Source organism: Promicromonospora sp. NPDC110617 (assembly GCF_055598465.1).
Window position 1 is genome coordinate 326831 of sequence record NZ_JBVKBM010000004.1, and the last position, 26004, is coordinate 352834.

At 71.6% G+C, this 26004-nt stretch carries 21 protein-coding genes and 1 tRNA gene; 15 read left to right on the forward strand and 7 right to left on the reverse strand.

Features of this window, described 5'->3' with window-relative positions; all coding sequences use genetic code 11:
• The first annotated feature begins 85 nt into the window (after positions 1–85).
• Together ACZ7LE_RS23280 and ACZ7LE_RS23285 are read left to right on the forward strand one after the other, a co-directional pair.
• Complete coding sequence (locus ACZ7LE_RS23280) at positions 86–4147, forward strand: hypothetical protein (protein WP_470405593.1); 4062 nt, start codon at positions 86–88, stop codon at positions 4145–4147.
• Positions 4148–4365: 218 nt separating this feature from the next.
• Positions 4366–4641, forward strand: coding sequence for a hypothetical protein (locus ACZ7LE_RS23285; RefSeq protein ID WP_470405594.1), 276 nt, complete (start codon positions 4366–4368; stop codon positions 4639–4641).
• A 187-nt stretch (positions 4642–4828) separates the two neighbouring features.
• On the opposite strand, the gene mscL is transcribed toward ACZ7LE_RS23285, so the two are convergent.
• The 3 genes from mscL to ACZ7LE_RS23300 all read right to left on the reverse strand — a co-directional run bounded on the left by mscL (position 4829) and on the right by ACZ7LE_RS23300 (position 6774).
• Positions 4829–5266: a large conductance mechanosensitive channel protein MscL gene (gene mscL / locus ACZ7LE_RS23290; RefSeq protein ID WP_470405595.1), complete on the reverse strand. Its 438-nt coding sequence runs from the start codon at positions 5264–5266 to the stop codon at positions 4829–4831.
• A gap of 160 nt (positions 5267–5426) precedes the next feature.
• A complete protein-coding gene (gene cpaB, locus ACZ7LE_RS23295) occupies positions 5427–6293 on the reverse strand; it encodes a Flp pilus assembly protein CpaB (RefSeq protein WP_470405596.1) in 867 nt (288 codons plus the stop codon).
• A gap of 136 nt (positions 6294–6429) precedes the next feature.
• Complete coding sequence (locus ACZ7LE_RS23300; RefSeq protein ID WP_470405597.1) at positions 6430–6774, reverse strand: FmdB family zinc ribbon protein; 345 nt, start codon at positions 6772–6774, stop codon at positions 6430–6432.
• A 320-nt stretch (positions 6775–7094) separates the two neighbouring features.
• Between ACZ7LE_RS23300 and ACZ7LE_RS23305 the strand changes: the two genes are divergently transcribed.
• Positions 7095–9629 carry a penicillin acylase family protein gene (locus ACZ7LE_RS23305; RefSeq protein ID WP_470405729.1) on the forward strand — a complete coding sequence of 845 codons (2535 nt, stop codon included), beginning with the start codon at positions 7095–7097 and terminating at the stop codon, positions 9627–9629.
• A gap of 69 nt (positions 9630–9698) precedes the next feature.
• Here the strand turns inward: ACZ7LE_RS23305 and ACZ7LE_RS23310 are convergent, their stop codons facing one another.
• The gene (locus tag ACZ7LE_RS23310) at positions 9699–10343 is read right to left on the reverse strand and encodes a 5-formyltetrahydrofolate cyclo-ligase (protein ID WP_470405598.1); all 645 of its coding nucleotides are present in this window, start codon (positions 10341–10343) and stop codon (positions 9699–9701) included.
• Between the two features lie 227 nt (positions 10344–10570).
• Here ACZ7LE_RS23310 and ACZ7LE_RS23315 point away from each other — a divergent pair, with 227 nt between their 5' ends.
• The 5 genes from ACZ7LE_RS23315 to ACZ7LE_RS23335 all read left to right on the forward strand — a co-directional run bounded on the left by ACZ7LE_RS23315 (position 10571) and on the right by ACZ7LE_RS23335 (position 14267).
• The gene (locus tag ACZ7LE_RS23315; protein ID WP_377230813.1) at positions 10571–11182 is read left to right on the forward strand and encodes a GNAT family N-acetyltransferase; all 612 of its coding nucleotides are present in this window, start codon (positions 10571–10573) and stop codon (positions 11180–11182) included.
• Positions 11183–11242: 60 nt separating this feature from the next.
• Positions 11243–12400, forward strand: a complete 1158-nt coding sequence (locus ACZ7LE_RS23320; protein ID WP_470405599.1) for a hypothetical protein — start codon at positions 11243–11245, stop codon at positions 12398–12400.
• 128 nt (positions 12401–12528) lie between these two features.
• Positions 12529–12601 (forward strand) — tRNA-Ala (locus ACZ7LE_RS23325).
• Positions 12602–12935: 334 nt separating this feature from the next.
• Positions 12936–13577: a Panacea domain-containing protein gene (locus ACZ7LE_RS23330; protein ID WP_470405600.1), complete on the forward strand. Its 642-nt coding sequence runs from the start codon at positions 12936–12938 to the stop codon at positions 13575–13577.
• A 120-nt stretch (positions 13578–13697) separates the two neighbouring features.
• Positions 13698–14267, forward strand: coding sequence for a hypothetical protein (locus tag ACZ7LE_RS23335; RefSeq protein WP_470405601.1), 570 nt, complete (start codon positions 13698–13700; stop codon positions 14265–14267).
• 813 nt (positions 14268–15080) lie between these two features.
• Here the strand turns inward: ACZ7LE_RS23335 and ACZ7LE_RS23340 are convergent.
• A complete protein-coding gene (locus tag ACZ7LE_RS23340; RefSeq protein ID WP_470405602.1) occupies positions 15081–15569 on the reverse strand; it encodes a Dps family protein in 489 nt (162 codons plus the stop codon).
• Between the two features lie 323 nt (positions 15570–15892).
• Between ACZ7LE_RS23340 and ACZ7LE_RS23345 the strand changes: the two genes are divergently transcribed.
• The gene (locus ACZ7LE_RS23345; RefSeq protein WP_470405603.1) at positions 15893–16735 is read left to right on the forward strand and encodes an alpha/beta fold hydrolase; all 843 of its coding nucleotides are present in this window, start codon (positions 15893–15895) and stop codon (positions 16733–16735) included.
• Positions 16736–16835: 100 nt separating this feature from the next.
• On the opposite strand, the gene ACZ7LE_RS23350 is transcribed toward ACZ7LE_RS23345, so the two are convergent.
• Entirely contained in the window at positions 16836–19529 is a 2694-nt protein-coding gene (locus ACZ7LE_RS23350) for a helix-turn-helix transcriptional regulator (protein WP_470405604.1), read from the reverse strand.
• Between the two features lie 235 nt (positions 19530–19764).
• Between ACZ7LE_RS23350 and ACZ7LE_RS23355 the strand changes: the two genes are divergently transcribed.
• The 6 genes from ACZ7LE_RS23355 (at position 19765) to ACZ7LE_RS23380 (ending at position 24995) form a co-directional block, all read left to right on the forward strand.
• Positions 19765–20595, forward strand: a complete 831-nt coding sequence (locus ACZ7LE_RS23355; protein ID WP_470405605.1) for an alpha/beta hydrolase — start codon at positions 19765–19767, stop codon at positions 20593–20595.
• Positions 20596–20621: 26 nt separating this feature from the next.
• A complete protein-coding gene (locus ACZ7LE_RS23360; RefSeq protein WP_470405606.1) occupies positions 20622–21920 on the forward strand; it encodes an APC family permease in 1299 nt (432 codons plus the stop codon).
• Positions 21917–22900, forward strand: a complete 984-nt coding sequence (locus ACZ7LE_RS23365) for an SLAC1 family transporter (protein WP_470405607.1) — start codon at positions 21917–21919, stop codon at positions 22898–22900. Before ACZ7LE_RS23360 ends, ACZ7LE_RS23365 begins: the two co-directional genes overlap by 4 nt.
• Positions 22901–22972: 72 nt before the next feature.
• Positions 22973–23839 (forward strand): alpha/beta fold hydrolase, encoded by an 867-nt coding sequence (locus ACZ7LE_RS23370; protein WP_470405608.1) that lies wholly within the window; start codon positions 22973–22975, stop codon positions 23837–23839.
• A 48-nt stretch (positions 23840–23887) separates the two neighbouring features.
• A complete protein-coding gene (locus ACZ7LE_RS23375) occupies positions 23888–24595 on the forward strand; it encodes an SDR family oxidoreductase (RefSeq protein WP_470405609.1) in 708 nt (235 codons plus the stop codon).
• A gap of 16 nt (positions 24596–24611) precedes the next feature.
• Positions 24612–24995, forward strand: a complete 384-nt coding sequence (locus tag ACZ7LE_RS23380; RefSeq protein ID WP_470405610.1) for an SgcJ/EcaC family oxidoreductase — start codon at positions 24612–24614, stop codon at positions 24993–24995.
• Positions 24996–25498: 503 nt separating this feature from the next.
• Here the strand turns inward: ACZ7LE_RS23380 and ACZ7LE_RS23385 are convergent.
• Complete coding sequence (locus ACZ7LE_RS23385; RefSeq protein WP_470405611.1) at positions 25499–25927, reverse strand: DUF6223 family protein; 429 nt, start codon at positions 25925–25927, stop codon at positions 25499–25501.
• Positions 25928–26004 lie beyond the last annotated feature (77 nt).

A 26004-nucleotide genomic window follows, 5' to 3' on the forward strand; every position in this document is an offset into this window, starting at 1 on the left:
GGACACGCCGGGGACGGCGGTGGTGCGGCGTGTCGCGCGGCGTGGCGTCCGGCCCTTGCGGACGCCGCGCGGTTAGTTTGCTGGGGTGAACGCTGCACGCCGCCAGACCGCAGCCGCTCCCGAGATCTCGGTCGACCTGTCCGAGGGGCTCTCGGCCGCGCTGAAGGACGAGAACGTGGACCCAGCCGCTGAGCTGGCCGCGTCGGAGGCCCCGGGGTCCACGCCGGACGCCGTCCGGGACCCCATGGCCGAGTCGGTCGCGCAGTGGCGCGCCGGGCTCGTCCGGCTCGCCGGGGGTTCCTCCCTGGCCGACGTCGGACTGCTCGGCGAGGCCGTGATCGACCTGTCGGCCGCCCATCCGTCGGGTGTCGCCCAGCTCTTCGCGGGCCGGCCCACCCGCCTGTCCAACCTCGTGCGCGAGGCCGGCGCGCTGCCGACCGCCCGCCGTCGGGCCCGGGCCGTCGCCGCACGTTCCGCGGAGCACGCGCAGCGCTACGGGGTCTCGCCCACCTACCTCGCGATCGGCGTCGCGACCTGGACGGAGGGGCCCACAGCGGGCGGCACCGACGCCACCTCGGACGACATGGAGGCCCTGACCCGGGTGCTCGGCCCGTCGGGCACGGGGTCGGCCTCGTCCGCCGCAGAGGCGGGCGGGGACTCGGCCGACAGCCCGGCCGACGCGCCGGCGCTGACCGGGTCCGTGCCGATCGTGACGCTGGCGATGCCGGCGAGCGGCGCCGCCCCGGCGTCGGACGAGGACGACCAGGAGCCGCGCGTGGTGCGCGCGCCCGTGATCCTGCGGCCGGTCATGCTGACGCCGCGGAGCGACGGCGAGGGCGACTACGACATCACGCTCGACCCCACGGCTGAGATCAACCCCGTGGTGGCGCGCACGCTGCGCGCCCACGGTGCCCTGCTCGACCCGGTCGCGCTGGCCAAGGCGACGTTCACCCTCGCGGGCTTCAACCCGACCGACGTGCTCGACCGGGTCGCGAGCCTCGGCTCCGCGGTGCTGGGCGAGTTCCGGCTGGACCGGCGGGTGCTCGTGGGCACCTTCGTGCACCCCGGTCAGGTGCTCGTCGACGACCTCGACGAGCTCGCGTCCGGCCTGGGCGACCACGAGGTGGTCTCGGCGCTGGGCGGCGTGGACGCGTCGGTGACCAAGCTCGGCAAGGTGGAGCTCCCCGAGTCACGGGTGGGGGACGCCGACCCGGCGCACGAGCGCGGCGTCGGCGACCTGGACCCGCACCAGCGGCACGTCGTGGACGCGCTCGCGACGGGCAGCCACCTGTTCGTGGACGCGCCCGTCGGGTCGGACGTCGCGGGCACGCTGTCCGCCGTCGTCGCCGAGGCGAACGCGAGCGGCCGGTCCGTGCTGTACGTGCCGGGGCACCGCCGCGCTGCGGACGCGCTGGCCGCCCGGCTGGACACGCTTGGCCTGGGCGGGCTGCTGCTGGACATCGCGCCCGTGCCGACCTGGCGCACCTCGACGTCGCGCCGTCTGCTGGAGGCGATGGCGCCCGCGCAGGAGCGCATCGACACCGACGAGGTCGCGCGCGTCCGGGACGCCCTGATCGGGTCTCGGGCGCAGCTCTCCGGCTACATCGAGGCCCTGCACCGGGTGCGTGAGCCGTGGCGGGTCTCGGCCTACGACGCGCTGCAGGCGCTGGCCCGGCTCACGTCCGAGCGGCCGGCGCCGGCCACGCGTGTGCGGCTCGGCTCCGAGTCGGTGCTGGCCCTCGGCGCGGAGCGTCGGGCCGAGCTCGCGGCCGACCTCGAACGGGCGGCCGAGCTGGGGGCGTTCACGCTCAAGTCGTCGTCGAGCCCGTGGTTCGGCGCGCACATCCTGACCGACGAGGACGCGCGCGCCGCGCTTGCCCGCGTCACCCGCCTGGGCGAGCACACGCTGCCGGAGCTGCGCAAGCAGATCGAATACGTCTCCAAGGTGACGGGCCTGGTCGAGGCCTCGACCGCCCGGCAGTGGGGCGAACAGCTCGCGATGCTCGGCGGCATGCGGGGCACGCTCGACGTGTTCCAGCCGATGGTCTTCGAGCGCACCGCGGCCGACATGGTGCAGGCCACGGCGTCGCGCAAGCAGCGCGCCGACCAGGGCGCCGAGATGGGCTGGCTGGAGCGGCGCCGGCTGAAGCGGCGGGCCCGCGAGATGGTGCGGCCGGGCGTGCGCGTGCCGGACATGCACGCCGCGCTCGTCGAGGTGCAGCGGCAGCGCGAGGTCTGGCAGGCACAGTGCCCGCGCGGCGGCTGGCCCACCCTTCCCGAGGGGCTGGCGGGCGTCGAGGAGACCTACGAGGCGGTGCGCATCGACCTCGAGGCGCTCGAACCGGTGCTGCGGTCCTCGCAGGCGGGCGGCGAGCTGCTCGATCTCGACCTGTTCGCCCTGGTCCAGCGGCTCGCCTCGCTGTCCGAGACGCAGGACGCCCTGGCCCCGCTCCCCGAGCGGACGGCGGTGCTGAGGCGCCTGCGCGCGTCCGGCCTCGGCGAGCTGGTCGACGACCTCGGTGAGCGCCGGGTCGAGGCCGACCTGGTGGGCCCCGAGCTGGAGCTGACGTGGTGGTCGTCCGTGTTCGAGCAGATCCTGGCCGTCGAGCCGGACCTCGCCGGGCAGGACGGTGCCGGCCTGGACGCCCTCGCGGGCCGGTTCCGCGAGCTCGACCGGCGGCACGTCGACTCGCTGTCGGCGCCCGTGCGGGCGGCGGTGCGGGCGCACCTCGGCGCGGCGATGCGCGACGAGCGGGAGGACGCCGAGGCCCTGTACGCGACGCTGGTCGGCGGCGGCCTGAGTTCGATGCGCGACCTGGTGACCGGGCACGGCTCGACCGTGCGGCGGCTGCGGCCCACCTGGGTGTCGACGCCGACGATGGTGCCGCGCCTGCTGCCGCCCGAGCGCAGTGCCGACCTGGTGATCCTCGACGCGGTGCAGCACGTGCCGGTCGAGGTCGTGGTCCCCGCGCTGGCACGTGGCCGGCAGATCGTCGTGGTCGGCGACCCGCGGTCGGCGTCGGGCACCGCGGTGCGCGACCTCGCGCGGCTGCTGCCCCGCGTGACACTGCAGCCGGAACCCGCCCGGCGGGACCCGCGGCTGACGGCCCTGCTGGCCGAGCACGGGTACGAGGGGATCATGCGGCCGGCGCCCCTGCCGCGGACCGAGGCCCTGGTGCACTTCTCGCTCGTGGACGGGACGGGCATGCCCGACCCGGTCTCCGGCACCGTCGAGTCGACGAGCGCCGAGGTGGAGCGGGTGGTCGACCTGGCGATCGAGCACGCGATGACCCGGCCCGAGGAGACCTTCGGCATCGTGACGGTCACGGCCGCCCACGCCGACCGGATCCGCGAGCGGCTGCTCGCGGAGGTCCGTGCCAACCCGGCGCTGGCGCCGTTCTTCGCGGGCTCGCGCCCCGAGCCCGTGGTGGTCGCCGACGTGACCGGCGTGGCCGGTCTGGCGCGGGACACGATCGTGCTCACCCTCGGGTTCGGGCGGACGCCGCACGGCCGCGTGCTGCACCGGTTCGGCGTGCTGGGCGACGCCGGCGGCGACGCGATGCTGCTCGGCTCGTTGGGCGCGGCGCGCAAGCGGCTGCACGTCGTGTCGTGCTTCCCGGCCTCCGACCTGGATCCCGAGCGGCTGCGCGGCCCCGGGCCGCAGATGCTGGCGCGGGTGTTGTCGTTCGCCCAGGAGCGCTCCGGCCTCGCGGACCAGGTGGAGATCGGCAACGGCGTGGACGTCGCGCGGTCCGTGGACCGGCTGGTCGTGGACCTGGGGGAGCGGCTGTGGCGCTCGGGCCTCGTGGTCGAGACCGACTACGGTCTGCCCGGCGGCGACCGCATCCCGCTCGCCGTGGGACACCCCGACCTGCCGGGCGAGCTGCTGGTGGCCGTCCTGACCGACGACGCCGCCTATGTCGCCGAGCCCTCGATCCGCGTGCGCGACCGGCAGCTCGCCGAGCGGCTCGAACGGCTGGGCTGGGTGGTGGCGCAGGTGTGGTCCGCGGCGGCCTTCCTGGACCCGGACTCGGAGGCGGAACGGGTGCGCCGCGTGGTGCTGGCCGTCCGGGACGCCCGGGTCGGGCTGTCCGGGGGCGTGGCGCCGGCGGCGGAGCTGATCGTGCCGCAGGTCCTGGACGACTGAGGCCCCGCTCGCTCAGCGGACGGGCCGGGAAAGATGCACGCGCTCGGGCTCTGTTGCCGGGAGTAGACATTGTCGACGCTGCGTGACACGGCCCGGGCAGCACGTGTCCGCCGGCCGCCGGTGCCTTGCTCCACTGTCTTGTGCCGGCGCCCCGACCTGCCGCGCTGCGGGCTCACGTCGATGACAGACCGCGAGGCGAGCGGGGTCACAATGGTGGTGTGAGCGAGTCCGAGAACAGTCCGGCGCCGAGCGACGCCGCCCCCGCGATGAGTGCGGCTGCCACACCCGCGGTGAGTGCGGTCGCCGCCCGACGGCGCGGGCCTCGGCGCGCCGTGCGGCGCGGGACCGAGCGGGAGGCCGTGCTCGGCGTGAGCGCCGACGAGCGTCCGGCCGGCTGGGGCGAGGGAGCCGACGGCGGCCCCGGCTCGTCCGACGGCGGGCACGGCTCCAACGACGAGCAGCTCCGCCGCGACGTCCCGCCGCACTGGGGCTGACAGGCCCGGCCGACTGTCCGCCGACGCTGTGCCGCGTGATCGGCAACCCCGCCAGATCGGTGGTTCGTCGCGTGGTCGGCAATTCGCGTGGTCGGCAAGAGGTCAGGTGATCGGCACCCCGAGGTGCCGATCACCTGACCTTTTACCGACCGCCCTGATCTGCTTCGAGCCTGCCGGGCGGACCCGCTCAGTTGGGGCTGTTGTCCGACGAGGCGCCCGACCGCGCGCCGGCCTGGACGCGGAGCAGATCGCGGATCTCGGTGAGCAGCACGACCTCCTCGGCGAGGGCCTCCTCGACGACTTCCTCCTCCGCGGGCTTGCGCAGGGACTTCAGCTTGTTGATCGGGAGGACCACCAGGAAGTAGATCGCCGCCGCGACGATGAGGAAGTTCAGGACCGCCTGGAGGAACATCCCGATGCTGAAGTCGGCGCCGTTGATCTCGAAATGGCCGACGCCGGAGATGTCCGTCTGGCCGAAGATCGCCGCGATCAGCGGGTTGATGATGCCGTTGAGCAGGCCGGTGACGACCGCCGTGAACGCGGTGCCGATGGCGATGCCGACCGCGAGGTCGATCACGTTCCCGCGAGCGATGAATTCCTTGAAGCCGTTGAACAGGTCACGCATGGATCCCCCTGGGTGTCTCAAGTCGGTGTGGTCGGCGTTGGCCGGAACCTCGACGGAGATTGTGGTGGAAATTCCGGTTAAGCGCATGTGCAACCGGACATTCGCTCCGCCGGAGCACTGCCGTTGTTGGCCGTCCTTCCGCGGTGACCACCTAGTTCGTCTACGGCACCAGCACCGCCGTCACCGAGCCCCAGCCGGAGACCGCCGACAGTTGCGGGGCCTCCTCGGGTGACACCGCGACGAGCGTGACCGGCCCCTCGCCGTCCGACACCGGGCCGAGCAGCCCGCCGGCGTCCTTCGGCTCGCGTCCGGCGGGTACGGGCAGCACGCGGGCGTCCCGGGCGAGGTACCGGGGCGTGCCGTCCGGCTCGCTGCCCGACGTCGTCCCGGCGAGCAGGTCCACGCGGTCACCGGGGCGCAGCAGGGCGGCCACGGCGTCGTCGGACAGGCGGACCGGCACAACCACCGTGCCGTGCGGGGCGGCGGCGGAGACTCCGTCGTCGGACACGAGGGTGGCGTGCAGCGGAGCGCCCTCCGGCAGCCCGACGACGGCGGCGCGGCCCAGCAGCTCCCGCGCCGAGTGCAGGGCGCCGGGCGGGGCGAGGTCGGCCGCGACGGCGCGCACCGCGACGTCTTCCCTGGTCAGCAGGGTTCCGGGCGCGACGGCGCGGGCGGTGACGGCGACGTCGACCGTCGGCGGTGGCGGCGGGCGCAACACATGGACCGTCAGGGCGACGGCGAGGCCGAACAGGGCGGCCGCGAGGGCGAACCTCCACCGCCACAGGATGCGCCGGGCCCGCCGGGACGCCGGCGAACCGGGTCGGCCCAGACGAGACGAGCCTGGCCGGGACAGCAGGACGGCGAGGCCGGCGCGCGGCGGCCGGTGCGACGTGCCGGCCCGGTTCCACGAGGCGCCTGAGCCGGCGTCGTGCGGAGCGGCCCGTGCGCCCCACGGCGTGCGCTGTCCGCTGCCGCGCGGTGCGCCGTGGCGTGCAGCCGGTTCGGCGAGCGTGTCGAGAAGTCCCATGCCGCCGACGTTAGGCAGCCCGGACGGGGGCGCGCGGCCGCCGTCGGGCAACCTGTGCACGAAGGCGCGAAAACCGCGCCTGTGGTCGGGCTCGCACGCCTGGAAGCTCGTCAGACGTGCCGGTCGACCGACCGCCTCAGGCCGAGGCGGCCTTCGACGAGCTGGACCCGCTCGACCCGGTGGACGACGAGCTGGACGAGCTCGACGACGACCCGGAGGAGCCCGAGTCCGAGGACGAGCTCGAGGACGACGAAGAAGACGAGGACTCCGACTTGCCCGCCTTCACCGTGCTGCTCGTCGACGTGCTCCGCGAGTCGGTGCGGTAGAAGCCCGAACCCTTGAAGGTGACGCCCACGGAGCTGAACACCTTGCGCAGGTTGCCCTGGCACTCCGGGCAGACGGTCAGCGACTCGTCGGTGAACTCCTGGTGGATGTCGAACGCGTGGCCGCAGTCGGCACACCGGTACGCGTAGGTGGGCACGTGCACTCCTCTGGGACGTCAGGGCGGCCGGGGCGTCGCGCGCTCACAGGACCGTCGCCTGGCACTCGGGGTTTCCGAGTGCCAATAGTAACGGTCGAGCGGCGGGGGATAGTCCCAGGATCTCCCGAGGCTGTTCACCCAAGCGCGTTCACCCAAGCCCTGGGGCGGACGGTAGTCTCCACTGCGTGTCCGCGACCACTCCCGCCGAGCCAGTAGAGCCCGTCGAAAAAGCCCCGTCCACCGGTGCACGGCCCGCCAAACGCCGTCGGACTCGCACCACCCGCGTCCGTCAGTTCCTGGTCGGAACCACGGTCGTCGTCCTGCTGGCGCTGGTCGCCGTGACGACCTTCGGATGGCTCACCGCCCGCCGTCCGCTGCCGGAGCACTCCGGGGAGGTGCAGGTCGAGGGGCTGAGCGCGGACGTTCGCGTGAGCCGCGACGCCCAGGGCGTGCCGCAGATCTACGCCGACACCGCTGAGGACCTGTTCCGCGCGCAGGGCTACGTGCACGCGCAGGACCGCTTCTTCGAGATGGACTACCGCCGCCACGTGACCGCGGGCCGGCTGGCGGAGCTGGTGGGCAACAACCCCGACGCGATCCAGGCCGACATGGTCACGCGCACCTTCGGCTGGCGGCACGTCGCCGAGGAGGAGTTCAACATCCTCGACGACGAGACCCGGCAGTACCTCCAGGCCTACGCGGACGGCGTGAACGCCTACCTCGAGAACCGCAGCCCGGGCGAGACGGCCGTGGAGTACACGGTGCTCGACGTCAGCGTCGAGGTGAACGAGCCCGAGCCGTGGGACCCGATCGACTCGCTGGCCTGGCTCAAGGCGATGGCCTGGGACCTGCGCGGCAACTACGACGACGAGCTCGACCGGGCGCTGGCCTACAGCACGCTGGACGACGCGTCGCGCGTGGCGGAGCTGTTCCCGGCCTACTCCGGCACCGGCAACGCGCCGATCCTCGACGCGGCCGAGGTGGGGGCGCAGGCGAACGCCCCGGCGGGCACCGAGACGGCGTCCGCCACCAAGGAGGTCTACGGGAGCGCAGACCTCGCGGACGCCCTCGCGTCGGCGCAGAAGGCGCTCGACGCCGTGCCGGTGCAGATCGCACGCGGCGAGGGCACGGGCTCCAACTCGTGGGTGGTCTCGGGGCAGTACACGGAGTCGGGCAAGCCGCTGCTGGCCAACGACCCGCACCTCGACCTCGCCGCGCCCGGCATCTGGGCGCAGGTGGGCCTGCACTGCAACCAGGTGGGCCCTGAGTGCCCCTACGACGTGGCGGGCTTCTCGTTCTCCGGTTTCCCGGGCGTGATCATCGGTCACAACGCCGACATCTCCTGGGGCCTGACCAACATGGGCGCCGACGTCACCGACTTCTTCATCGAGCGCGTCCGCAACGACACGTACCTGCGTGGCGCGGACGAGTGGGTCCCGATGGAGAAGGAGACGGAGGTGATCCGGGTCGACGGCGGCAGCCCGGTCGACCTGGAGGTCCGCCGCACCGTGCACGGCCCGATCGTCTCGACCGTGATGGACGAGGCGCAGATGGACGCCGTGCGCAGCTCGCCCACGGAGACCGGCACCGAGCTGGGCCAGTACGAGATCTCGCTCCAGTGGACCGCGCTCCAGCCGGGCCACACCGCGGACGCCGTGTTCGCGATGAACCGCGCCAAGACCCCCGCGGACATGAAGGCGGCGGCCGCGAAGTTCGAGGTCCCGGCCCAGAACATCGTGTTCGCCACGACCGACGGGCACATCGGCTACCAGGCGCCGGGCAAGATCCCGGTGCGCGCGAGCGTGCCCGGCGCCGTCGAGTCGGACGGCACCTGGCCGCGTCCCGGCTGGGACGCCCGCTACGACTGGACCGGCTACGTGGACCCGGCGCAGATGCCCGGCGTCGTGGACCCGAAGGAGGGCTTCATCGTCGCGGCGAACCAGGCGGTGCTGCCCGGCGGCAACGGCCCGTTCCTCAGCCGCGACTGGGACTACGGCTACCGGTCCGAGCGCATCCGCACGCTGCTCACCGACCGGATCGCAGAGGGCCGCAAGCTGACGGCCGCCGATATGTCCGAGTTCCAGATGGACCAGTGGAGCGTGTTCGCCGACACCCTGGTGCCCGTGCTCCTCGAGGTGGAGCTCCCGGCCGGCTACGACTCGGACGGCCAGGTCCTCCTGGCCGACTGGGACAGGTCCATGGACGAGGACTCCGCCGCCGCGGCCTACTTCGCGGCGGTCTGGCGCAACCTCCTGCGCACCACGTTCAACGACGAGCTGCCCCAGTCCATGTGGCCCGACGGCGGCAGCCGCTGGCTCGCCGTCATCCAGGGCATGCTCGACAACCCGAACGACGCCTTCTGGGACGACCAGTCCACGGTGGCGGTGGTCGAGAGCCGGGACCAGGTGCTGACGGAGGCGCTGGTCAGCGCCCGCCAGGACCTCACGGTCGAGCTCGGCAAGGACACCAGCGACTGGGAGTGGGGCACGCTGCACCAGCTCCGGCTGGAGCACCTGGTGCTCGGCGGCTCCGGCGTCCCGGCCCCGATCTCGACCTACATGAACCCGGCTCCGGTCAAGGTCGGGGGCGGCTCCTCGATCGTGAACGCGACGTCCTGGGACGCGGCCAGCGGCAGCTTCGAGGTGACCAGCGGCCCGTCCATGCGCATGGTCGTCGACCTCGCCGACCTCGACGCGTCCACCTGGGTGGTCGTGACCGGCACGTCGGCGCACCCGGCGTCGCCGCACTACGACGACCAGCTCGGCGCGTGGGCGTCGGGGGAGACCTTCCCGTGGCCGTTCACCACCGAGGCCGTGGGACGCGCCGCCGAGGACGAGCAGACGCTGACGCCGTAGGACGCGACCTGCCCGCCGGTCACCCCGCCCCGCTGGTCACGCCGACCAGCGGGGCGGCGGCGCTTGGCGTCAGCCCAGCCAGCGCCAGTCGGTCGTGGTGGCGACGGCGTGGACCAGGATGTCGTGCTCCTCGCGCGGCAGGGGGTGGTCCGCGGCGTCGTACACCTCCTCGGGGAAGACGACGGCGACCACCTTCGCGCCCGGCCGCAGGTGGGTCAGGGCGCGGTCGTACCAGCCGCCGCCCTGCCCGAGCCGCACTCCGCGGGTGTCGACGGCGAGGGCGGGTGCCAGGACGACGTCGGCCAGCTTGACGGCGTCCGTGCCCAGCGCGGGGCCGCCGGGCTCCGGCGGGCGGCCGGGCGCACGCTCCAGCAGGTCGTCCGGGCCCGTGTAGTCGGCCCAGTCGCGGGCGAGGCCGGCGCCGAGCACGGGCAGCAGCGCGCGGACGCCGCGGTCCGCGAGGCGGTCCAGGAGCGGCAGCATGCCGGGCTCGGCGCTGCGGGCCGCGTACGCCGCGACGCACCCGGCGTCGCGCACCTCGGGGATGGACTCGATGACGTCGGCGAACATCGCTGCGGCCTCCGCACGGCGCCGGGCGGACCGCAGACCGCGCTGGGCGCGGATCGCGCGGCGGAGCTCCTCCTTGGCGTCACCCGTCTCCATCCCGGGGTGGACGGGGTAGGGCTGTGGCGTCGGAACAGAGATGCCGCTCATGACCGCTATTGTGCCAAGACTCCGAGACTGGATTGTTACGACCAGCGCACGAAGAAGGCGAGAACATGACCGAGCGGCTGCTCGACGGGTCAGAGGCCACCGAGCGTGGTAGACCCTCCTCCAGCGAGGGAAACCTCACGGGGCGTGGCAGGGGGCGAACGATGTTGCCGTCGAGTAGGTCGGACGTGCCGGAAGGCACCACGGGAAAGCTTGTGAAGGGGTGGACGGTGGCCAAGCCATGGCCGGTGACGCTGCGTGAGGACACGCCGGCGGGGACTGTCGTGCTGCGCCCGCTGCGGCGTCGGGACGCGACCGACTGGTCGCGCCTGCGGGCCGAGAACGCGGCCTGGCTGGAGCGCTGGGAGGCGACGTCGCCCGGTGCGAACCGGTACATCGCCTCGACGTTCGGCGAGTACGTGCGGTCGCTCTCGGCGCAGGCCCGCGCGGGCACGTCGCTCCCCTTCGGGGTGGAGCTCGACGGCGCGCTCGTGGGGCAGCTGACGGTCGCGTCCATCACCTGGGGCTCCATGTGCTCCGCGAGCATCGGCTACTGGGTGAGCCAGAGCGTGGCCGGGCGCGGCGTGATCCCGACGGCGGTCGCGATGGCCACGGACTACGCCTTCTTCCTGGGGCTGCACCGCATCGAGATCAACATCCGGCCCGAGAACAAGCCGAGCCTGCGCGTCGTCGAGAAGCTCGGCCTGCGGGACGAGGGCGTGCGCGAGCGGTTCCTGCACATCCAGGGCCAGTGGCGCGACCACCGCACCTTCGCGGTCACCCGCGAGGAGGTTCCCGAGGGCCTGCTGGCGCGCTGGCAGCGCCTGCGCGAGGCGCTGTGACGGCAGGACACGCCGCGCGCGGTGCGGCGGGGCGCGGCGATGCTCGCCTACCGTCGTGTCGTGGAATCGACCGCGGGACTCACAGCCGTAGCGCTGTTCGTCCTGTGGCTGGGCTACTGGCTGCCGAGCATGGTGCGTCGACGGGCGGAGCTGGCCGACGCCCGGGTACCGGACCGGTTCTCGGGCGGACTGCGCATCGTCGCCATGAGCGGCTCGGGTAGGAGAGGAGGGGCGATGGTCAACGACGGCAACCGGCGAGGTACGAGCCAGGGCGTGCCGCGCGTCGCCCACCCGACCCCGAAGCAGGGCCTCCCGCTCCAGATCATGGTGCGCGGCCGCCCGCTGACGGCGGAGCGCATCCGCCGCGTCGAGCGCCGCGCGCGCCGGGCCGCCCGGGCGCGCCGCCGTTTCATCGTGTCGCTCTTCCTGCTCGTGTCGAGCGTCCTGGCCTGGGCACTGGTCGGCCTCGGCCAGCTCCACTGGGGCGCGGCCGTCGCGACGTCGGCCATGTTGCTGTTCGTGCTGTTCCTGGGGCGCCGCGCGGCCCGCGCCGCCCGCCGGGCGGACGCGCGGTGGCACGCGACGGTCCGGGCGGCGCGGCAGCGCGCCACGCAGGCCCGTGCGCTCGCGAACGGCGGCCCGTATGCGCCGCGCAACCGTGCGCAGGTCGTCGGGCTGGCGACGCGCGGCTCGGACACGCAGACGCAGGCGATCCCGCGGGTGGGTGGCAAGAACGTGCTCGACGAGATCCTCGACGGCCCGGAGAAACCCCGGGTCATCGAGGTCTCGGCGGAGGTCGTGGACGAGGCATCGTCCGGTGCCGGCTCGACGGCGGACGCGTCTTCCGACGTCGACGGGCCGCCGAGCGGGCGCGCGTGGGACCCGGTCCCCGTGCCCCTGCCCACGTACGTGACCAAGCCGAAGGCGCCGCAGCGGCAGCCGGCGGCGCTGCCGCCTGCTGTGCCGCCAGGCAAGGCTTCGACGGCCTCTGGGGGCGTCTCCGGGCGTCCGGGTGGATCGGGGTCGGTTGCGGCGCCGGTTGCGGCGTCCGGCCCGGCTTCTGGCGCTGCCTCGGGTCCGACGGCGGCGGCCGGTGCCGCCGGTGCCGACGCGGTCGCCGAGGACGAGCTGCTCCGGGGAGAGCCGCCCCGCATGAAGTCGGAGACGCTCGGGCAGCCGCTCGAGGAGATCCTGGCCCGACGCCGCGCGGCGGGGTGACCTGCCGCACCCCGCTGCGCGGCGTCGTCGCTGGTCGGTGTGTCGCGCGGGTCACGCGTTCGTGACCCGCGCGACAGCCCATCGAGTTGGGAGCCCCGGCGGTGAAGTGCTAGTCTTCTGCAGTCCGAGGGGCTATGGCGCAGTTGGTAGCGCGTCTCGTTCGCAATGAGAAGGTCGGGGGTTCGAATCCCCCTAGCTCCACAGACGGAAACCCCGCTTGACCAGGGCAAACGCTCAGGTCAAGCGGGGTTTCTTGCTCTGCGCGTTGCCGCTATCGATGCCCGGTGCCCCCCTGGTGCCCCCCGAGGCTGTCCACCTGGGCGCGATCCGACAGGGCGCCCCGTCTTTCACCCAAGATCGCAGACGCCAAGGCCGCGCCGGCGATCGAGCTTGCGCAACTGGTTCGCGACTCCAGGGCAGAGAAGGGCTGGTGCCGACGTGGGTGATATCACAAACGCGTGCTCTTGCCTCCGTGACATGAGTGCGGCAGTGTCGGTAAGTTGAAGCCAGGGAAGAGCCGCGGGAGGAGGATCGCATGCTCAGAGCGGACGACATCGCCGGGATCATTCTTGCGCGCGTCGGTGTGTGGACCGATGCAATGAAATTGCAGAAGCTCCTCTACTACACGCAGGCATGGCACCTTGCGATCACCGACCGCCCGCTGTTCCGTGAACGCGTTCGGGCGTGGACACAAGGCCCCGTCGTCTACGAGGTCTGGAACGCACGGCAGGAGAAGGCAACACGTCGACCTTCTTCGCAGAGTGTCGACCACCTTACGCTTGGCGAATCCGCGTCGAACCTGATCGACCTCATCATAGCCAAGTACGGCGCGATGTCCGGTGGAGAACTTAGTAAGTTGACGCACGCCGAAAGCCCTTGGCTTGACGCCCGAGGTGATCTACCGCCTGAGGCTCCGGGCAATGCTGAAATTACGCGCGAGGCTATGGCTGCTTACTACAGGAATCATGGACTTCTTGAAGGTCGAACCGCTGCTGACCTGGCCGCAGGTGGGATCTACCTTGAGAGTGCAGACATTGCGGTCGATTACGATGCACTTCTCGCTACTCTCGACGACGACTTGCCCGAAGACACCTGGGGTGGAGCAAATCTGCATCCGCGAGTGTCAGTGACCGCCGGACGCCGGAAGACCGGGCTCACTGGCGAACAGGGCGAGTGATTCGTGGCGGGCAGTGCGAGCACGCCGCAACGGCATGTCGTTGTATTTGATTGCAATGTATACCTCGACGTAGCACGCGTGGTGGGCCCACCCTTTAGTTGGGACGTCCTCGGCGACGTTGTGGCCAAGTACTCGCAGGTCGCGCCCGGCCAGCCGTTCCCTTATTTTGACTCACTTCGAGCCGTGGCCTCGGTGACCTCTGGACGCTTTGTTGGTGCGGAACCGCTCGAAGTGTGGACTAACGACCACATTGATGAAGTGGTGTGGTTCAAGGCAACTCAGTCGGAGACGCCGGAGCCGGGCACTGGGTATCGGGGCCTCGGCTGGCCCGAGCAGGACGCCGACACGCTTTACGACCTGATCCACGGCTTGGTCGAAAAGTCCGGTGGTGGTCGTCTGGGGAGTAATATTCCTGATGGGAACCCTCCGCTCGATCACGAGGACGGAATGGTTTACGGTGCGTGCCGCCACCTCGCGCGAGAGGATCCCCTGGCGCGAGTTTGGTGTGTTACAAGCGACCGTGGATTCATCCAAGCTCACAAGGATGGGAAACTTAGCCAGCACAGCAAAGTTCTGTCTCCCACACAGTTCGTGGTCCTTGTTCGTGGTGCGCGTGCGCAGGCTTCGATTTCTAGAATGCGCAGTAGCGTGCTGCCGGGAGGATCGCAGTCAACGAACGCCGGCACATAGAGATCGTTCGCGCGCCGCGTCCGTTCTTGAATCGGAAGAACCCGCTCGACCGGTGGCCCGGCCGAGCGGGTTCTTCGTTGCCTATGCGTTGCGATGGGTGGTCTGTGTGCTCCTGACGCTCGTGGGAGTCTCGTTGAGGCGATCCAGACCGGCCTTGTCCGCTCCCGTGCCGAGGAAGTGCAGGTAGCGGTTCGTGGTCGCGATCGACTCGTGCCCTGGCCGTTGGGCTTTGGTGGTGATGTGCTCGATACAGACGAAGAACTCCGGTTCACGATCACGGTGGAGGCAGATGGCCCGTTTGGCCCCGTTACTGCGTTGACGTATGACGTGGACGTTCACGCCTATCGTGAGTCCCTCGACAGTCCGGACGGGAGCCTGCACAAGGTGCGTGTTGCCATAGAGAAGGTGGCTGCGGCCATCACGAAGCAGTAGCCTTCCGCGGCTCGCGGCTCGCGGCTCGCGGCTCGCGGCTCGCGGCTCGCGGCTCGCGGCGCCGGGTGAGGGCTTTGGCAGTGTCACTGAATTGCAGGTCACGGAAGGTCTGCGGTTGACGGCGCGGCGTAGTGCGACCGCCGCTCTCGCACGGACGCGGTCTTCGGTCAGGACCGTGAGCGAATGCCCAACCAGGAGAAGTCCCGATCTTGGTGCGATGTCCAGGGAGGTTGCTCCTGGATTCGGGCGACACGCAATCAGGCTCAGTGCTGAGGCCTCAGGATCCACGCAGCCAGAATTCAGAGCCTGCGGGCGCGGCTAGGCCGACGTGTACGGGGCACCGGGCTGGCAGTGCCCCGTACGCTTCGGCATGCAGCACGATCAGTCGGTCGTGTTGTGCGCCAGCAGGAACCAGCGGTCCTTCTCAAGGCCGCGCATTATCTCGATCGCGACATCCTGACTGGCGGGGTCGATTGCGTCCAGGCCGTCGATCGCAGCACGCACGTCGGCCAGGACCACGTCGATCTCGGCGACCACGTCGGCGATGATCTTCGTCGACTGAGTGAAGCCGGCCGGCACGGCAGTAGTGGGGACTGTCCGCGCGACCGTACTGAGGCGTGCGTCGATGGGCAGCCCGAGCGCGACGATCCGCTCCGCGGCGGCGTCCGCGAAGTCGCCCGCATGCGTCACGATGTCGTCGAGAAGCTCGTGCACCCCGACGAAGTTGCTGCCCCGGACATGCCAATGGGCCTGCTTGCCGTTGACCGTGAGCGCCTGCAGCCGCAGAACGACGGGCGACAGGAACTGGGCGACCGCGGCGGCGGCCGTGGGGTCGCTCGCCGTCGTCGGAATGGTGTCCACCGTACTCATGGATTTCCTCCGGGCTCTAGTGCTGTTCTGTCGTCCGGTACAACACTTGTGGGGACTGCTCATTCCGCTTCGGAGAGCTGCTCAGGTGTGATCCCGCTGACGGTGCCGAGTCGCCTATCGAGGTCGTAACCGCTGGCTCCAAGCCGGTGTACTGGGGACGAAATCGCCCGGGACGAACTGGGCGGGAGCCCGGCGGGGCATCAGCGCCATGCGAAGTACCTACGCCGATGCAGTCATCTGGCAGATCCTCGGTGCATGACGTTCGAACGACTCTGGTTCTGGCACATCCGGTGCCGATAGTTCCTGAGAGTTCGGAGAAGACGATGAACAAGATCTCGCGTGGATCGCGGTGGCGTACGAGTGCGCTGGCGATCCTGACGGCTTTCCTGCTCCTGCTGGGCGGTGGCGGTCTGGCGACCGCGACCGCCGAGACCTCGCAGGCGCGTGACACGGCGCCCAAGCCCACGGTCGTGCTGGTGCACGGTGCGTGGGCCGACGCGGGCGGCTTCGCCGCGGTCGGCACCGCTCTGCACGTGGCGGGCTACCCGGTGCTGGAGTTCGCCAACCCGCTTCGCTCCCTCAGCTCGGACTCGGCCGCACTGGGCGCGTACCTGCAGCAGCGCACTGACGGTCCGGTGATCCTGGTCGGTCACTCCTACGGTGGTGCGGTCATCACCGACGCGGCCCTGAGCGACCCGGACGTCAAGGCCCTGGTCTACATCGATGCGTTCGTGCCCGACGCGGGCGAGAGCCTGACGGACCTGCTCGGCCGGCAGGGCCCGGTCGACCCGACTCAGTTGTTCGACGTGGTCGCCAACCCCGGTGCTCCGGAGGGGAACGTCGACCTCTACCTGAAGGACGCCGTGTTCCCGCAGGTGTTCGCCAACGGTCTGCCCCGACTGACCCAGGCGCAGCTGCTGGCCTCGCAGCGTCCCCTGGCGGCGGCCGCGCTGGCCGAGCCGTCCGCTGAGCCGGCGTGGAAGACGCTGCCGTCCTGGTACGTCCTGGGTACTCAGGACCGGATCGTCTCGCCGGACCTGCAGCGGTTCATGGCCGAGCGTGCCGGGGCCAAGGTCACGACGGTGGACGCCGGTCACCTGTCGATGATCGCCCGACCGGACGTCATGACCTCGACCATCCTGCGGGCGGACCGCGCGACGCGCTGAGCCCTCCTCCCGGAGGAGCCGGGTCGGCCCCACGTGGTGCGGGGCCGACCCGGCTCTCCTTGCAGTACCCGCCCCTCTGGACGGTCGTCGTGAAGGGGACTCAGACGTCAGCGCCGGTAGACAGTGCGTCGCGCAGCGAGGCGCGAGAGGTGATGCCCAGCTTGGGATAGATGCGGTAGAGGTGCGCGCCCACGGTACGGGGCGAGAGGAACAGCTGGGCGCCGATCTCCTTGTTGCTCAGTCCGCGGGCGGCGAGCTCGGCGACCTGGCGTTCCTGTGCGGTCAGGCCCGCGCTCGCGTCGGCCTGGCGGGTGACGGTGCCGGCGGCGCGCAGCTCCTGGCGGGTTCGTTCGGCCCAGGGCTCGGCACCGAGCGCTGTGAAGGTGTCCAGTGCCCGGGTCAGCATCTCCCGGGCAGTTGTGGTACTCCGTACGCGGCGCAGCCACATGCCGTAGGCGAGCTGGATGCGTGCGCCGTCGAACGGGAACTCGGACGCCGCAGAGCAGGACACTGCCCGGTCGTAGAGCTCGCGGGCGAGGGTGTCGTCGTCGGTCGTGGCGGCCGTGGCGGCGTCGGTGAGCATGGCGGTGCGAGGCGAGAGGTCTGCCAGCCCCATCTCGGTTGCGGCCTGGGCGTGGCGGATGGCGTCGGCGGTGCGTCCGGTGTGCACTGCGGCTTCGACGAGCGCCCACAGCATGCGCGGCGCCTGGTGCGAGTAGGGGCGCAGCTCGCCGGGCGAGGAGACGCCGGTGGCGTACACCCAGGCTGACTCGAAGTCGCCCCGCCCCGCGGCGAGCACCGCGTTGACTGTCTCGACCCATTCGACCAGGAACCCGACCCGCCGTGGCCGGGCCCACCGCTCGACCTCGGCCAGGTAGCGCTGCGCTTCCTCGTCGCGTCCGCGTGCGGCCGCGACGTACGCCAGGAAGGCACGGAACTGGTGCCCGAACAGGCCGTAGCCGTGCTCGCGGGTCAGCGCCAGGCCGCGGTGCCCGGTGGTCTCGGCCTCGTCCCAGCTCCCGGAGTCGATCTGGTCGAGCATGACCAGCTGGAGCAGCGTCATGACGTTGCCTGCCGCGCCGGACTCCTCTTCGCGCTCGACCATCCGGCGTACGAACGGCCGGTACTCGGGCAGGGCGTCGACGTAGAACGCAGCCACGCCCAGGCGCATGACGTCCCACGGCTCGCCCTGTCCGAGGGTGGCGAAGGCTGTGTCGAGCCGGGCGCGGGTGCCCTGGCCACGGCGGGCGACGTCGCCCCAGGTGTCGCGGTAGATCCGGGTGGTCTCAGGCAGCCTGGCCGCGTGCCGGTCCACGATCACGTCCGTACGCCGCCACAGCACCGGGTCGAGCGAGAACTGGCCGATCGCGAGCTGCAGGTTGACCATGCGTTCCAGGGTCGCGTCGTCGGCCTGATCGGCTTCGTCGAGGGCAGCCAGGACCAGTCGGGAGGTCGTGGTGACGTCGCCGTCCTGGTACAGGGAGACGTACGCGCCGGTGATCAGGGACGCCGGAGAGTCCGTGGTCGAGCGGTCCACCAGCTGTTCGGCCTGCCGCAGCAGGCCGGCCTGGCCCGCCAGGAACGAGGCGTCCGCCAAGCGCCGTGCCCGTTCCGGTGCGCGTTCGCTCAGCTCGGCGGCGCGCTGGAGCAGCCCGACGGCGGTCGCGGCCGCGCCCTGGGCGGTGGCCAGGCGCGCGGCGGCCTCGATCACTGCCGCGGCGTCCTCGTCGGGATCGACTGTGCCTGCGGCGAGGTGCAGTGCACGGCGCTGCACGTCGTGCACGTGCCAGCGGGCCAGGTAGAGATGGGCCGCGTGCCGTTCCCTGGCGGTCGCCGCCGACACCACCGCGGACCGCACCAGCGGGTGCGCGAACGCCCAGGCCCCGGAGGCGGGATCGAGGCGGACCAGTGCCTCACGTGCCGCGGCCGGGGACTCGTCTACGGTGTACCGATCCCCGCCGCGCGCCGCTCCGCGGCCCGCGGTCACGCCGTCCAGAGCCGCACGCAGCAGTTCCTCGCGCTCCGGTGCGGGCACGCGAGCGAGCCGTTCTGCGTAGAGACGCTCCAGGCGGCGCGGTAGCGCCAGCGTCGTGCCAGACACCGGTCCGGCCACGGCACCACGGGGCAGCTCGACCAGGGCGAGGGCGTTGCCGGCGGCTTCGTCGAGGACCTGCTGGCGCAGGGCGGCGCCCAGCGCGGGATGCGTCTCGTCGAGCAGAGCCGCGGCTGCACCGGGGCCGAGGGGACCCACGACCAACTCGGGCAGCCCGGCGGTGTCGAACGCGGACGCGGCGTCGTCACGGGCGGCGAGGACCAGGTGGACCGGTGAGCCGGGCAGGCGCCGGGCCACGATCGCCAGCACGTCCGCGCTCGGTGCGTCGAACCACTGCGCGTCGTCGGCGGCCACCAGCAGCCCGCCGTTGCTGGCGGAGACCGTCAGCAGGTCGAGGACCGCCACGGCGAGCTGGAGCGCGCCGCTGGGCCGGTCCTCCTGGCGACCGTCCAGCACGCTGCGCAGCACCCGCGTGTGCTCTGGGTCCATGCCGTCCAGTGCCCGTGCCAGCGGGTACAGCACCTGGTGCAGCCCGGCGTAGGGCAGCCCGGTCTCTGCCTCTGCGCCGATCGCCTGCACCGTGCGCACCTCACGCTCGGCCGCGCCGCGGACGGCCCGGTCCAGGAGCGTGCTCTTGCCGACCCCCGGACCGCCCCGCAGGACAAGCGCCCCACCTGGGCCTGCCAGCAGATCGTCCAGACGCGCAAGTTCGTCGTCCCGCCCGACAAGGTGCTCTTCCACGCCGTGATTCTCCCAGGCGTACGGCCCGAGCGGCAGCGCTTCAGCGGGTGATGACCGCGACGTCGGGGACGGGCGCAACCGCATCCGACCCGGCTCGGCGTCGGACGACTGCCCTGACTGCACCGGCGCGCATTAGGTCGTTCGACAGATCCTCACGACCCGACTGTCGGACGAACCTTCAGGTGTCAGAAACAACCGGGCCGCGAACGGCGGCCCTCACCGAAGGGAAAGTCCGATGACCACCACCCGCACCCCCATCGTCTTCATCCACGGCCTCTGGCTCCACGCATCCTCGTGGCAGCCGTGGGTCGACCTGTACGAGCGCGAGGGCTTCGCGCCGGTCGCCCCGGGCTGGCCGAACGAGGCCACGACCATCCAGGCCGCCCGGAACAACCCGCAGGCCGTCGCCGACATCGGCATCGACCAGATCGTCGACCACTACGCCGCGATCATCGACGGCCTGGACGCCGCGCCCGTGATCATCGGCCACTCCTTCGGCGGCCTGATCACCCAGAAGCTCCTCGGCCAGGGCTACGGCATCGCCGGTGTCGCCATCGACCCGGCCCAGATCAAGGGCGTCAAGCCCCTGCCGTTCGCGCAGTTGCGCTCCGGCCTCCCGGCCCTGGGCAACCCGGCCAACAAGCGCCGGGCGGTGTCCCTGACCGCCGACCAGTTCCGGTACGGGTTCGGCAACGCCGTCTCCCGCCAGGAGTCCGACGACCTCTTCGACCGCTACACCATCCCGTCGCCGGCCCGCCCGCTGTTCGAGGCCGCCTTCGCGAACTTCACCAAGAACTCGCCCGCCCAGGTGAACACCGCCAACACCGAGCGGGGACCGCTCCTGCTGGTCTCCGGCCAGGAGGACCACACCGTGCCCGACGTCGTCACTCGCGCCGCGTTCAAGCTCTACGGCGACTCGACCGCCAGGACCGACCTGAAGCAGTACGCCGACCGTGGCCACTCGCTGACCATCGACTCCGGGTGGCGTCAGGTCGCCGACCACACCCTGGACTGGCTCGCCGCGCGCGGCGTCCGCTCCACCACCACCGCGTCCGAGTCCCGCTGACCGGGCCAGGGGCAGGGGAGCGGACCATGACCAGGACACCGGTGGCAGCCCGACCGGCCGGGACCCCCACGCGGGCCCGCCGGGGTGCGGGTGTGCTGCGCGGTACCGCGCTGTACACCGCCGCCGTCGTCGGGCCCGGGATCCTCACTCTCCCGGGCCTGGCGGCCCAGGCGGCCGGGCCGGCCTCGCTGCTCGTGCTCGCCGCACTGCTGGTCGCCTCGGTACCGATCGCCCACACCTTCGTGGCCATCGAGAGGACCGGGGCGACCGGAGGGATCGTCGGGTACGTCACCACGGCGTTCGGGCCGCTGGCCGGGCGGGTAGCCGGGGCGTGGTTCCGGTACGGCGTGCCCGTCGGGATCCCCGCGCTCGGCCTCATCGGCGGCGCCTACGTCGCCCAGGCCGTCGATGGCGGACGCACGACCACGCTCCTGGTCGCCTCCGCGATCACGGCCACCGCGGTCGTGGCTGCGATCGGACGGCGCGCCGGTACCGGTGCGCTCGTCCCGGTGCTGACCGGGCTCGTGGTCGCCCTCGTGGTGGTCACCGCCGCTGTCACCGCACCGCACGCCGACACCAGCTCCCTGACCCCGCTCGCACCCGACGGCTGGACCGGGGTGCTGCAGGCCGCACTGGTGCTGACCTGGGTCCTGACCGGATGGGAGGCCGCCGCGGCCTTCCCCCGAACGCTCCGCGACCCGAAACGGACCCTGCCCCGGGTCACCGCCCTGACCCTCGTGGTCGTCGCGACGCTGTACGGCCTGGTCGCGGTGCCGCAGATCCTCGTACTAGGACCCCGCGCAGGCGGGACCGAGGCACCGGTGGCCGCGATGCTCGACCTCGCGCTGGGCAGCCCTGGCGTCATCGTGGCGGCCGTGGTCGCGGCCGCCGTGGCCACGGGCAACGCGACCGCCTACGCAGGCAGCCTCGTGGAGACCGGTGCCGCGCAGTCCGGCGGCGACCCGGCACGGCCGGCCGCCCGGGCCCGCGCCCTGACCGTCCCGGTGCTGATCATGGCGGCCGCTCTCATCGCGGCCGCGACCACTCCGGTCGACGTCGCTTTCCTGGTCGCGCTGACCGCCGGGTCGCAGGTCCCCGTGTACGTCCTCGGCCTGGCCGCAGGACTGCGACTGCTGGCCCGTGGCACCCGTGCCTGGTGGACGGCGCTGCTCGCCACCGGCGCGGTCGCCACCCTGCTCGTGCCCGCCGGGCCCTACCTTGCCGCACCCGCCGCCATCGGCGTCGCAGTCCTGGCCGCGGCCCTGGTGCGGCGACCGCGCACAGCCCGCCACCGCACCACGCGCACCCACCAGGAGCAGAGATGACCCGACAGACAGCACCCCGCCCGGCGGGGCAGACCCAGCACGACGCGACGCCGCGGACCCGGCCCAACTCCCTGGCGCCCGCCTTCGGGATCTCGGGCTTGGCCGGGACCTGGACCGCCGCCGAGTCCTTCCTCGACGCACCGCCCGTGATTGAGCTCGCCCTGTGGGCCACCGCGCTGCTCCTGTGGGCCGCCACCCTGACTCGCTGGGCGATCGGCGCCCACCGTGCCGGAGCACTGCGAGCTGATCTGGTCGATCCCGTTACCGGCCCGTTCGCCGCGCTGGTACCCGCTGTCGCTCTCCTGATCGGCGGGCGGGTCGTGTCCGACGCGCCCGGTCCGGGAACCGCCGTCGTCCTGACCGCTGTGGCAGCCGGGCTGCTCTACGCCGCGGTGTTCCTGGCCTCACTGGTCGCCCAGCCTCGCGACGTGGCGGTGATCCACGGCGGCTACCTCCTGCCGACCGTTGCTACCGGGCTGCTGTCCGCGCAAGCCCTGGCCCAGGTGGGTCTGCACCATGCCGCCCTGGCCGCGTTCGCCGTCGGTGTCCTGTTCTGGGCACTGATCACCGCGATCGTCCTGACCCGTCTCGCCTTGGGACCCACCCTGCCTGACACCCTCGTGCCCATCCTCGCCATCGTCAGCGCTCCGCCCGCAGTCGCCGGCAACGCCTGGTTCGCGATGACAGGCGGCGCCCCCGACGGCGTGCAGGACGCACTGCTGGGCACCTTCGTCGTCTTCGTCGCGCTCCAGCTCGCGCTCATCGGCCGCTACCGCCGCCTCCGGTTCGGCCCCAGCTTCTGGGCACTGACCTTCACCACCGCCGCCAGCGCCACCTACGCCGTCCGCTGGCTCGCCGCGACCCAACCAGCGGCCTGGCAGGTCTGGGCCTGGGCCGCCGTGGCCGCCGCCACCGCACTCATCGGCGCGATCGCCCTGGGCAGCATCACGGCCGCCGCCCGGCGACACGCCCGCCACTGAAACACCCACAGACCCCCCGTCGGCCCACCACCCGGGCCAGCGGCCCAACCACCCGAAAAACCAGGAGGAATCATGATCACCGTCCACCACCGCACCACGACCATCGACGGCCGGACCGTCTTCTACCGCGAGGCCGGCAACCCCAGCAACCCCGCGATCGTGCTGCTGCACGGCTTCCCGACCAGCTCGTTCATGTTCCGCCACCTCATCCCGGCGCTGGCCGACACCTACTACGTCATCGCCCCGGACCACCTCGGGTTCGGCCTCAGCGACGCACCGTCGGTCGACGACTACGAGTACACCTTCGACCACCTGACCGACACCACCGACGCGCTGCTGACCCAGCTCGGGCTGGACCGCTACGCCCTCTACGTCCAGGACTACGGCGCCCCCATCGGCTGGCGGCTCGCACTGCGCCACCCCACAGCGGTCACCGCGATCATCACGCAGAACGGCAACGCCTACGAGGCAGGCTTCGTCCGCGCCTTCTGGGACGGGCTGTTCGCCTACGCCACCACCCCGGACGCCGAGACCGAACCGGGTGTGCGGGCCGCCCTGTCGCTGGAGTCCACGAAGTGGCAGTACCTCAACGGCGTCGAGGACCCGTCGGTGGTCAGCCCCGACACCTGGACCCACGACCAGGCACTGCTGGACCGACCGGGCAACGACCTGGTGCAGCTGGCCCTGTTCCGCGACTACCCCAGCAACGTCGCGCTCTACCCCGCCGTCCACGAGTACTTCCGCAGCACGCAGGTCCCGCTGCTGGCCGTCTGGGGCGAACGTGACGGCATCTTCGCCGCCGACGGCGCCACGGCCTTCGCCGCGGACCTGCCCGACGCGGAGATCCACCTGCTGCCCAGCGGCCACTTCGCCCTGGAGAGCCACCTCGACGCGATCACCGGATACATCCGCGGGTTCCTCGCCCGGGTCGGCATCTGATCGGGCCGACCCACCGCACTACCCAGCCGCACCATACGAAAGGCCATCATGAACTGGGACACCAAGACCATCGTTGTCACCGGCGGCGCCACCGGCATCGGCTACGCGACCGCGCAGCTCGCTATCGAACGCGGCGCCCGCGCGGTCATCCTGGGCCGCACCGAGGAGACACTGCGCACCGCGCAGAAGAACCTCGGGGACTCCGCCTCCTACCGAGTCCTGGACGTCACCGACACGCAAGCAGTCCAGCAGACGTTCACGGAGATCGGACCCTTCGACCACCTCTTCGCCTTCGCCGCGATCACCGAGGGCGGACAGTTCACCGACATCAGCGAAGATCGCATGCGCGCCTTCGTCGAGAGCAAGTTCTGGGGCCAGTACCACGCGGTCAAGGCCGCACTGCCCCTGCTCCCGCCCGACGGCTCGATCACCCTCATGTCCGGCTACCTCTACCGCAAGCCCACCGCCGGCTACACCCCGTACGCCGTGGCCAACGGGGCAGTCGAGGCACTGACCAAGGCCCTCGCCCTGGAGATCGCACCCGTGCGCATCAACGCGCTCTCACCCGGCTGGATCGACACCCGCGCTGACCGCACCCCGCCCGCCGAGCACGACCAGTACCTGAAGTTCGCGGCCGGCGCCGCGCCCGTCGGGCGTGCTGGCACCGCACGGGAGACGGCCGAGGCCGCACTGTTCCTCGCCGAGAACCCCTTCATGTCCGGAGCCGTCGTCGACATCGACGGCGGACTGTCCTGAGAACGGAGATGGCGCCATGAGCACGACCACACCACTCGACGAGGCCAACGCTGTCGTCACTACGGTCCTGGACCGATGGAAGGACCGGGTCGACGCGCACGACCCCGAGGGCGTCGCCGCCGTATTCACGACCGACGCCCTCTTCCAAGGACTACGACCGAGCCACAACATCGGGCGCACGGGTGTGGCGGAGTACTACGCTGCACAGCCTCTCGGCATGACGGCGTCCTTCCGGGTCCTACACACGCGCACACCCAGCCCGGGAACGATCCTCGGCTACGTCCAGCTGGCCTTCGCGTTCCCTGACCGGCCCACCGTCAACGTGCACCTCACCACCCTGCTCGAACATCACGAACAGGAGTGGCAGATCGCGCACTACCACGTGTCGCGCATCGAGTAGTCAGGACGCACGGGTGCCCCGGGTACCGACCACTTCATCCCGGAGAGGTCCGTACTTGGGGCCTGTGTTGGGTGGCACATCGTGACAGGTTGTTTCGAGCGCCCCTTTGCGGACGAGTTCGTGCCACGGATGTGCCACGCATCAGCCCCGTGCCACGCGCATGCCACGCATCGAACGAGCCTGAGCGGGCCCGGTTGCGCACCAACGCGCGCCGATGCCAGACTCCTTGATGAGCCCCGCGATCCGCTAGATTCCAACGATTCTGCAGGTTGCGGGCTCGCCAAGACAGTACTTACCAGCCGGTCCGGATGTGGTGCGAGGACTCGAGGCTCCCAGAGAAGGTCGGGGGTTCGAATCCCCCTAGCTCCACCGACAGAGGGCCGCTGAACTGGTAAAACACCAGCGCAGCGGCCCTCTCTGTTGTCAGCGACCGCTCACACGCAGCGTGGTCCGACAGTGTCGCCGACAGGAGGTCTCCCTGACCCGCGGCATCACACGGCGCTTCACCTGCTGGCCGTGGATTCAGCAGGACGCCGGTGGGTGAGGATCCGCCAGCCGAGGGTGGTGCTGATCAGCCCGAGCCCTACTGCGGCTGCGCCACCGGCGACCCCGTTGCCCGTGCCGAGGCCACCATCCGCGACCGCCAGGTTGACCACGCCGTTGATCAGCGAGACCAGGCCCGCGGCTGCGGCGACGACCGCCCCTGTGCGGCCGCTGTTCCCGCTGCCCAGGCGGGACCGGCGTCGTGCGAGCAGGCCGCTGAGCACACCGAGCAGGCCGACCATGGCGGCAGCGGTGGCCCAGATGCGCGCGGGGGTTCCGACGAAGTTGCCGACGCCCTGCCCGGCGCAATCCTGCGCGGAGGTGCAGACCTGTTCGGCTGCCGGTGCGACGAGCTCGAAGACGACTGGCATGTCGAAGACGACGAACATGGCGTGCTCCTCAGAGTTGAACTTACGTGAAGGTGTTCCATCGTCCGCGCGAGACGTTCAGGAGTCGTCGTGCCGGT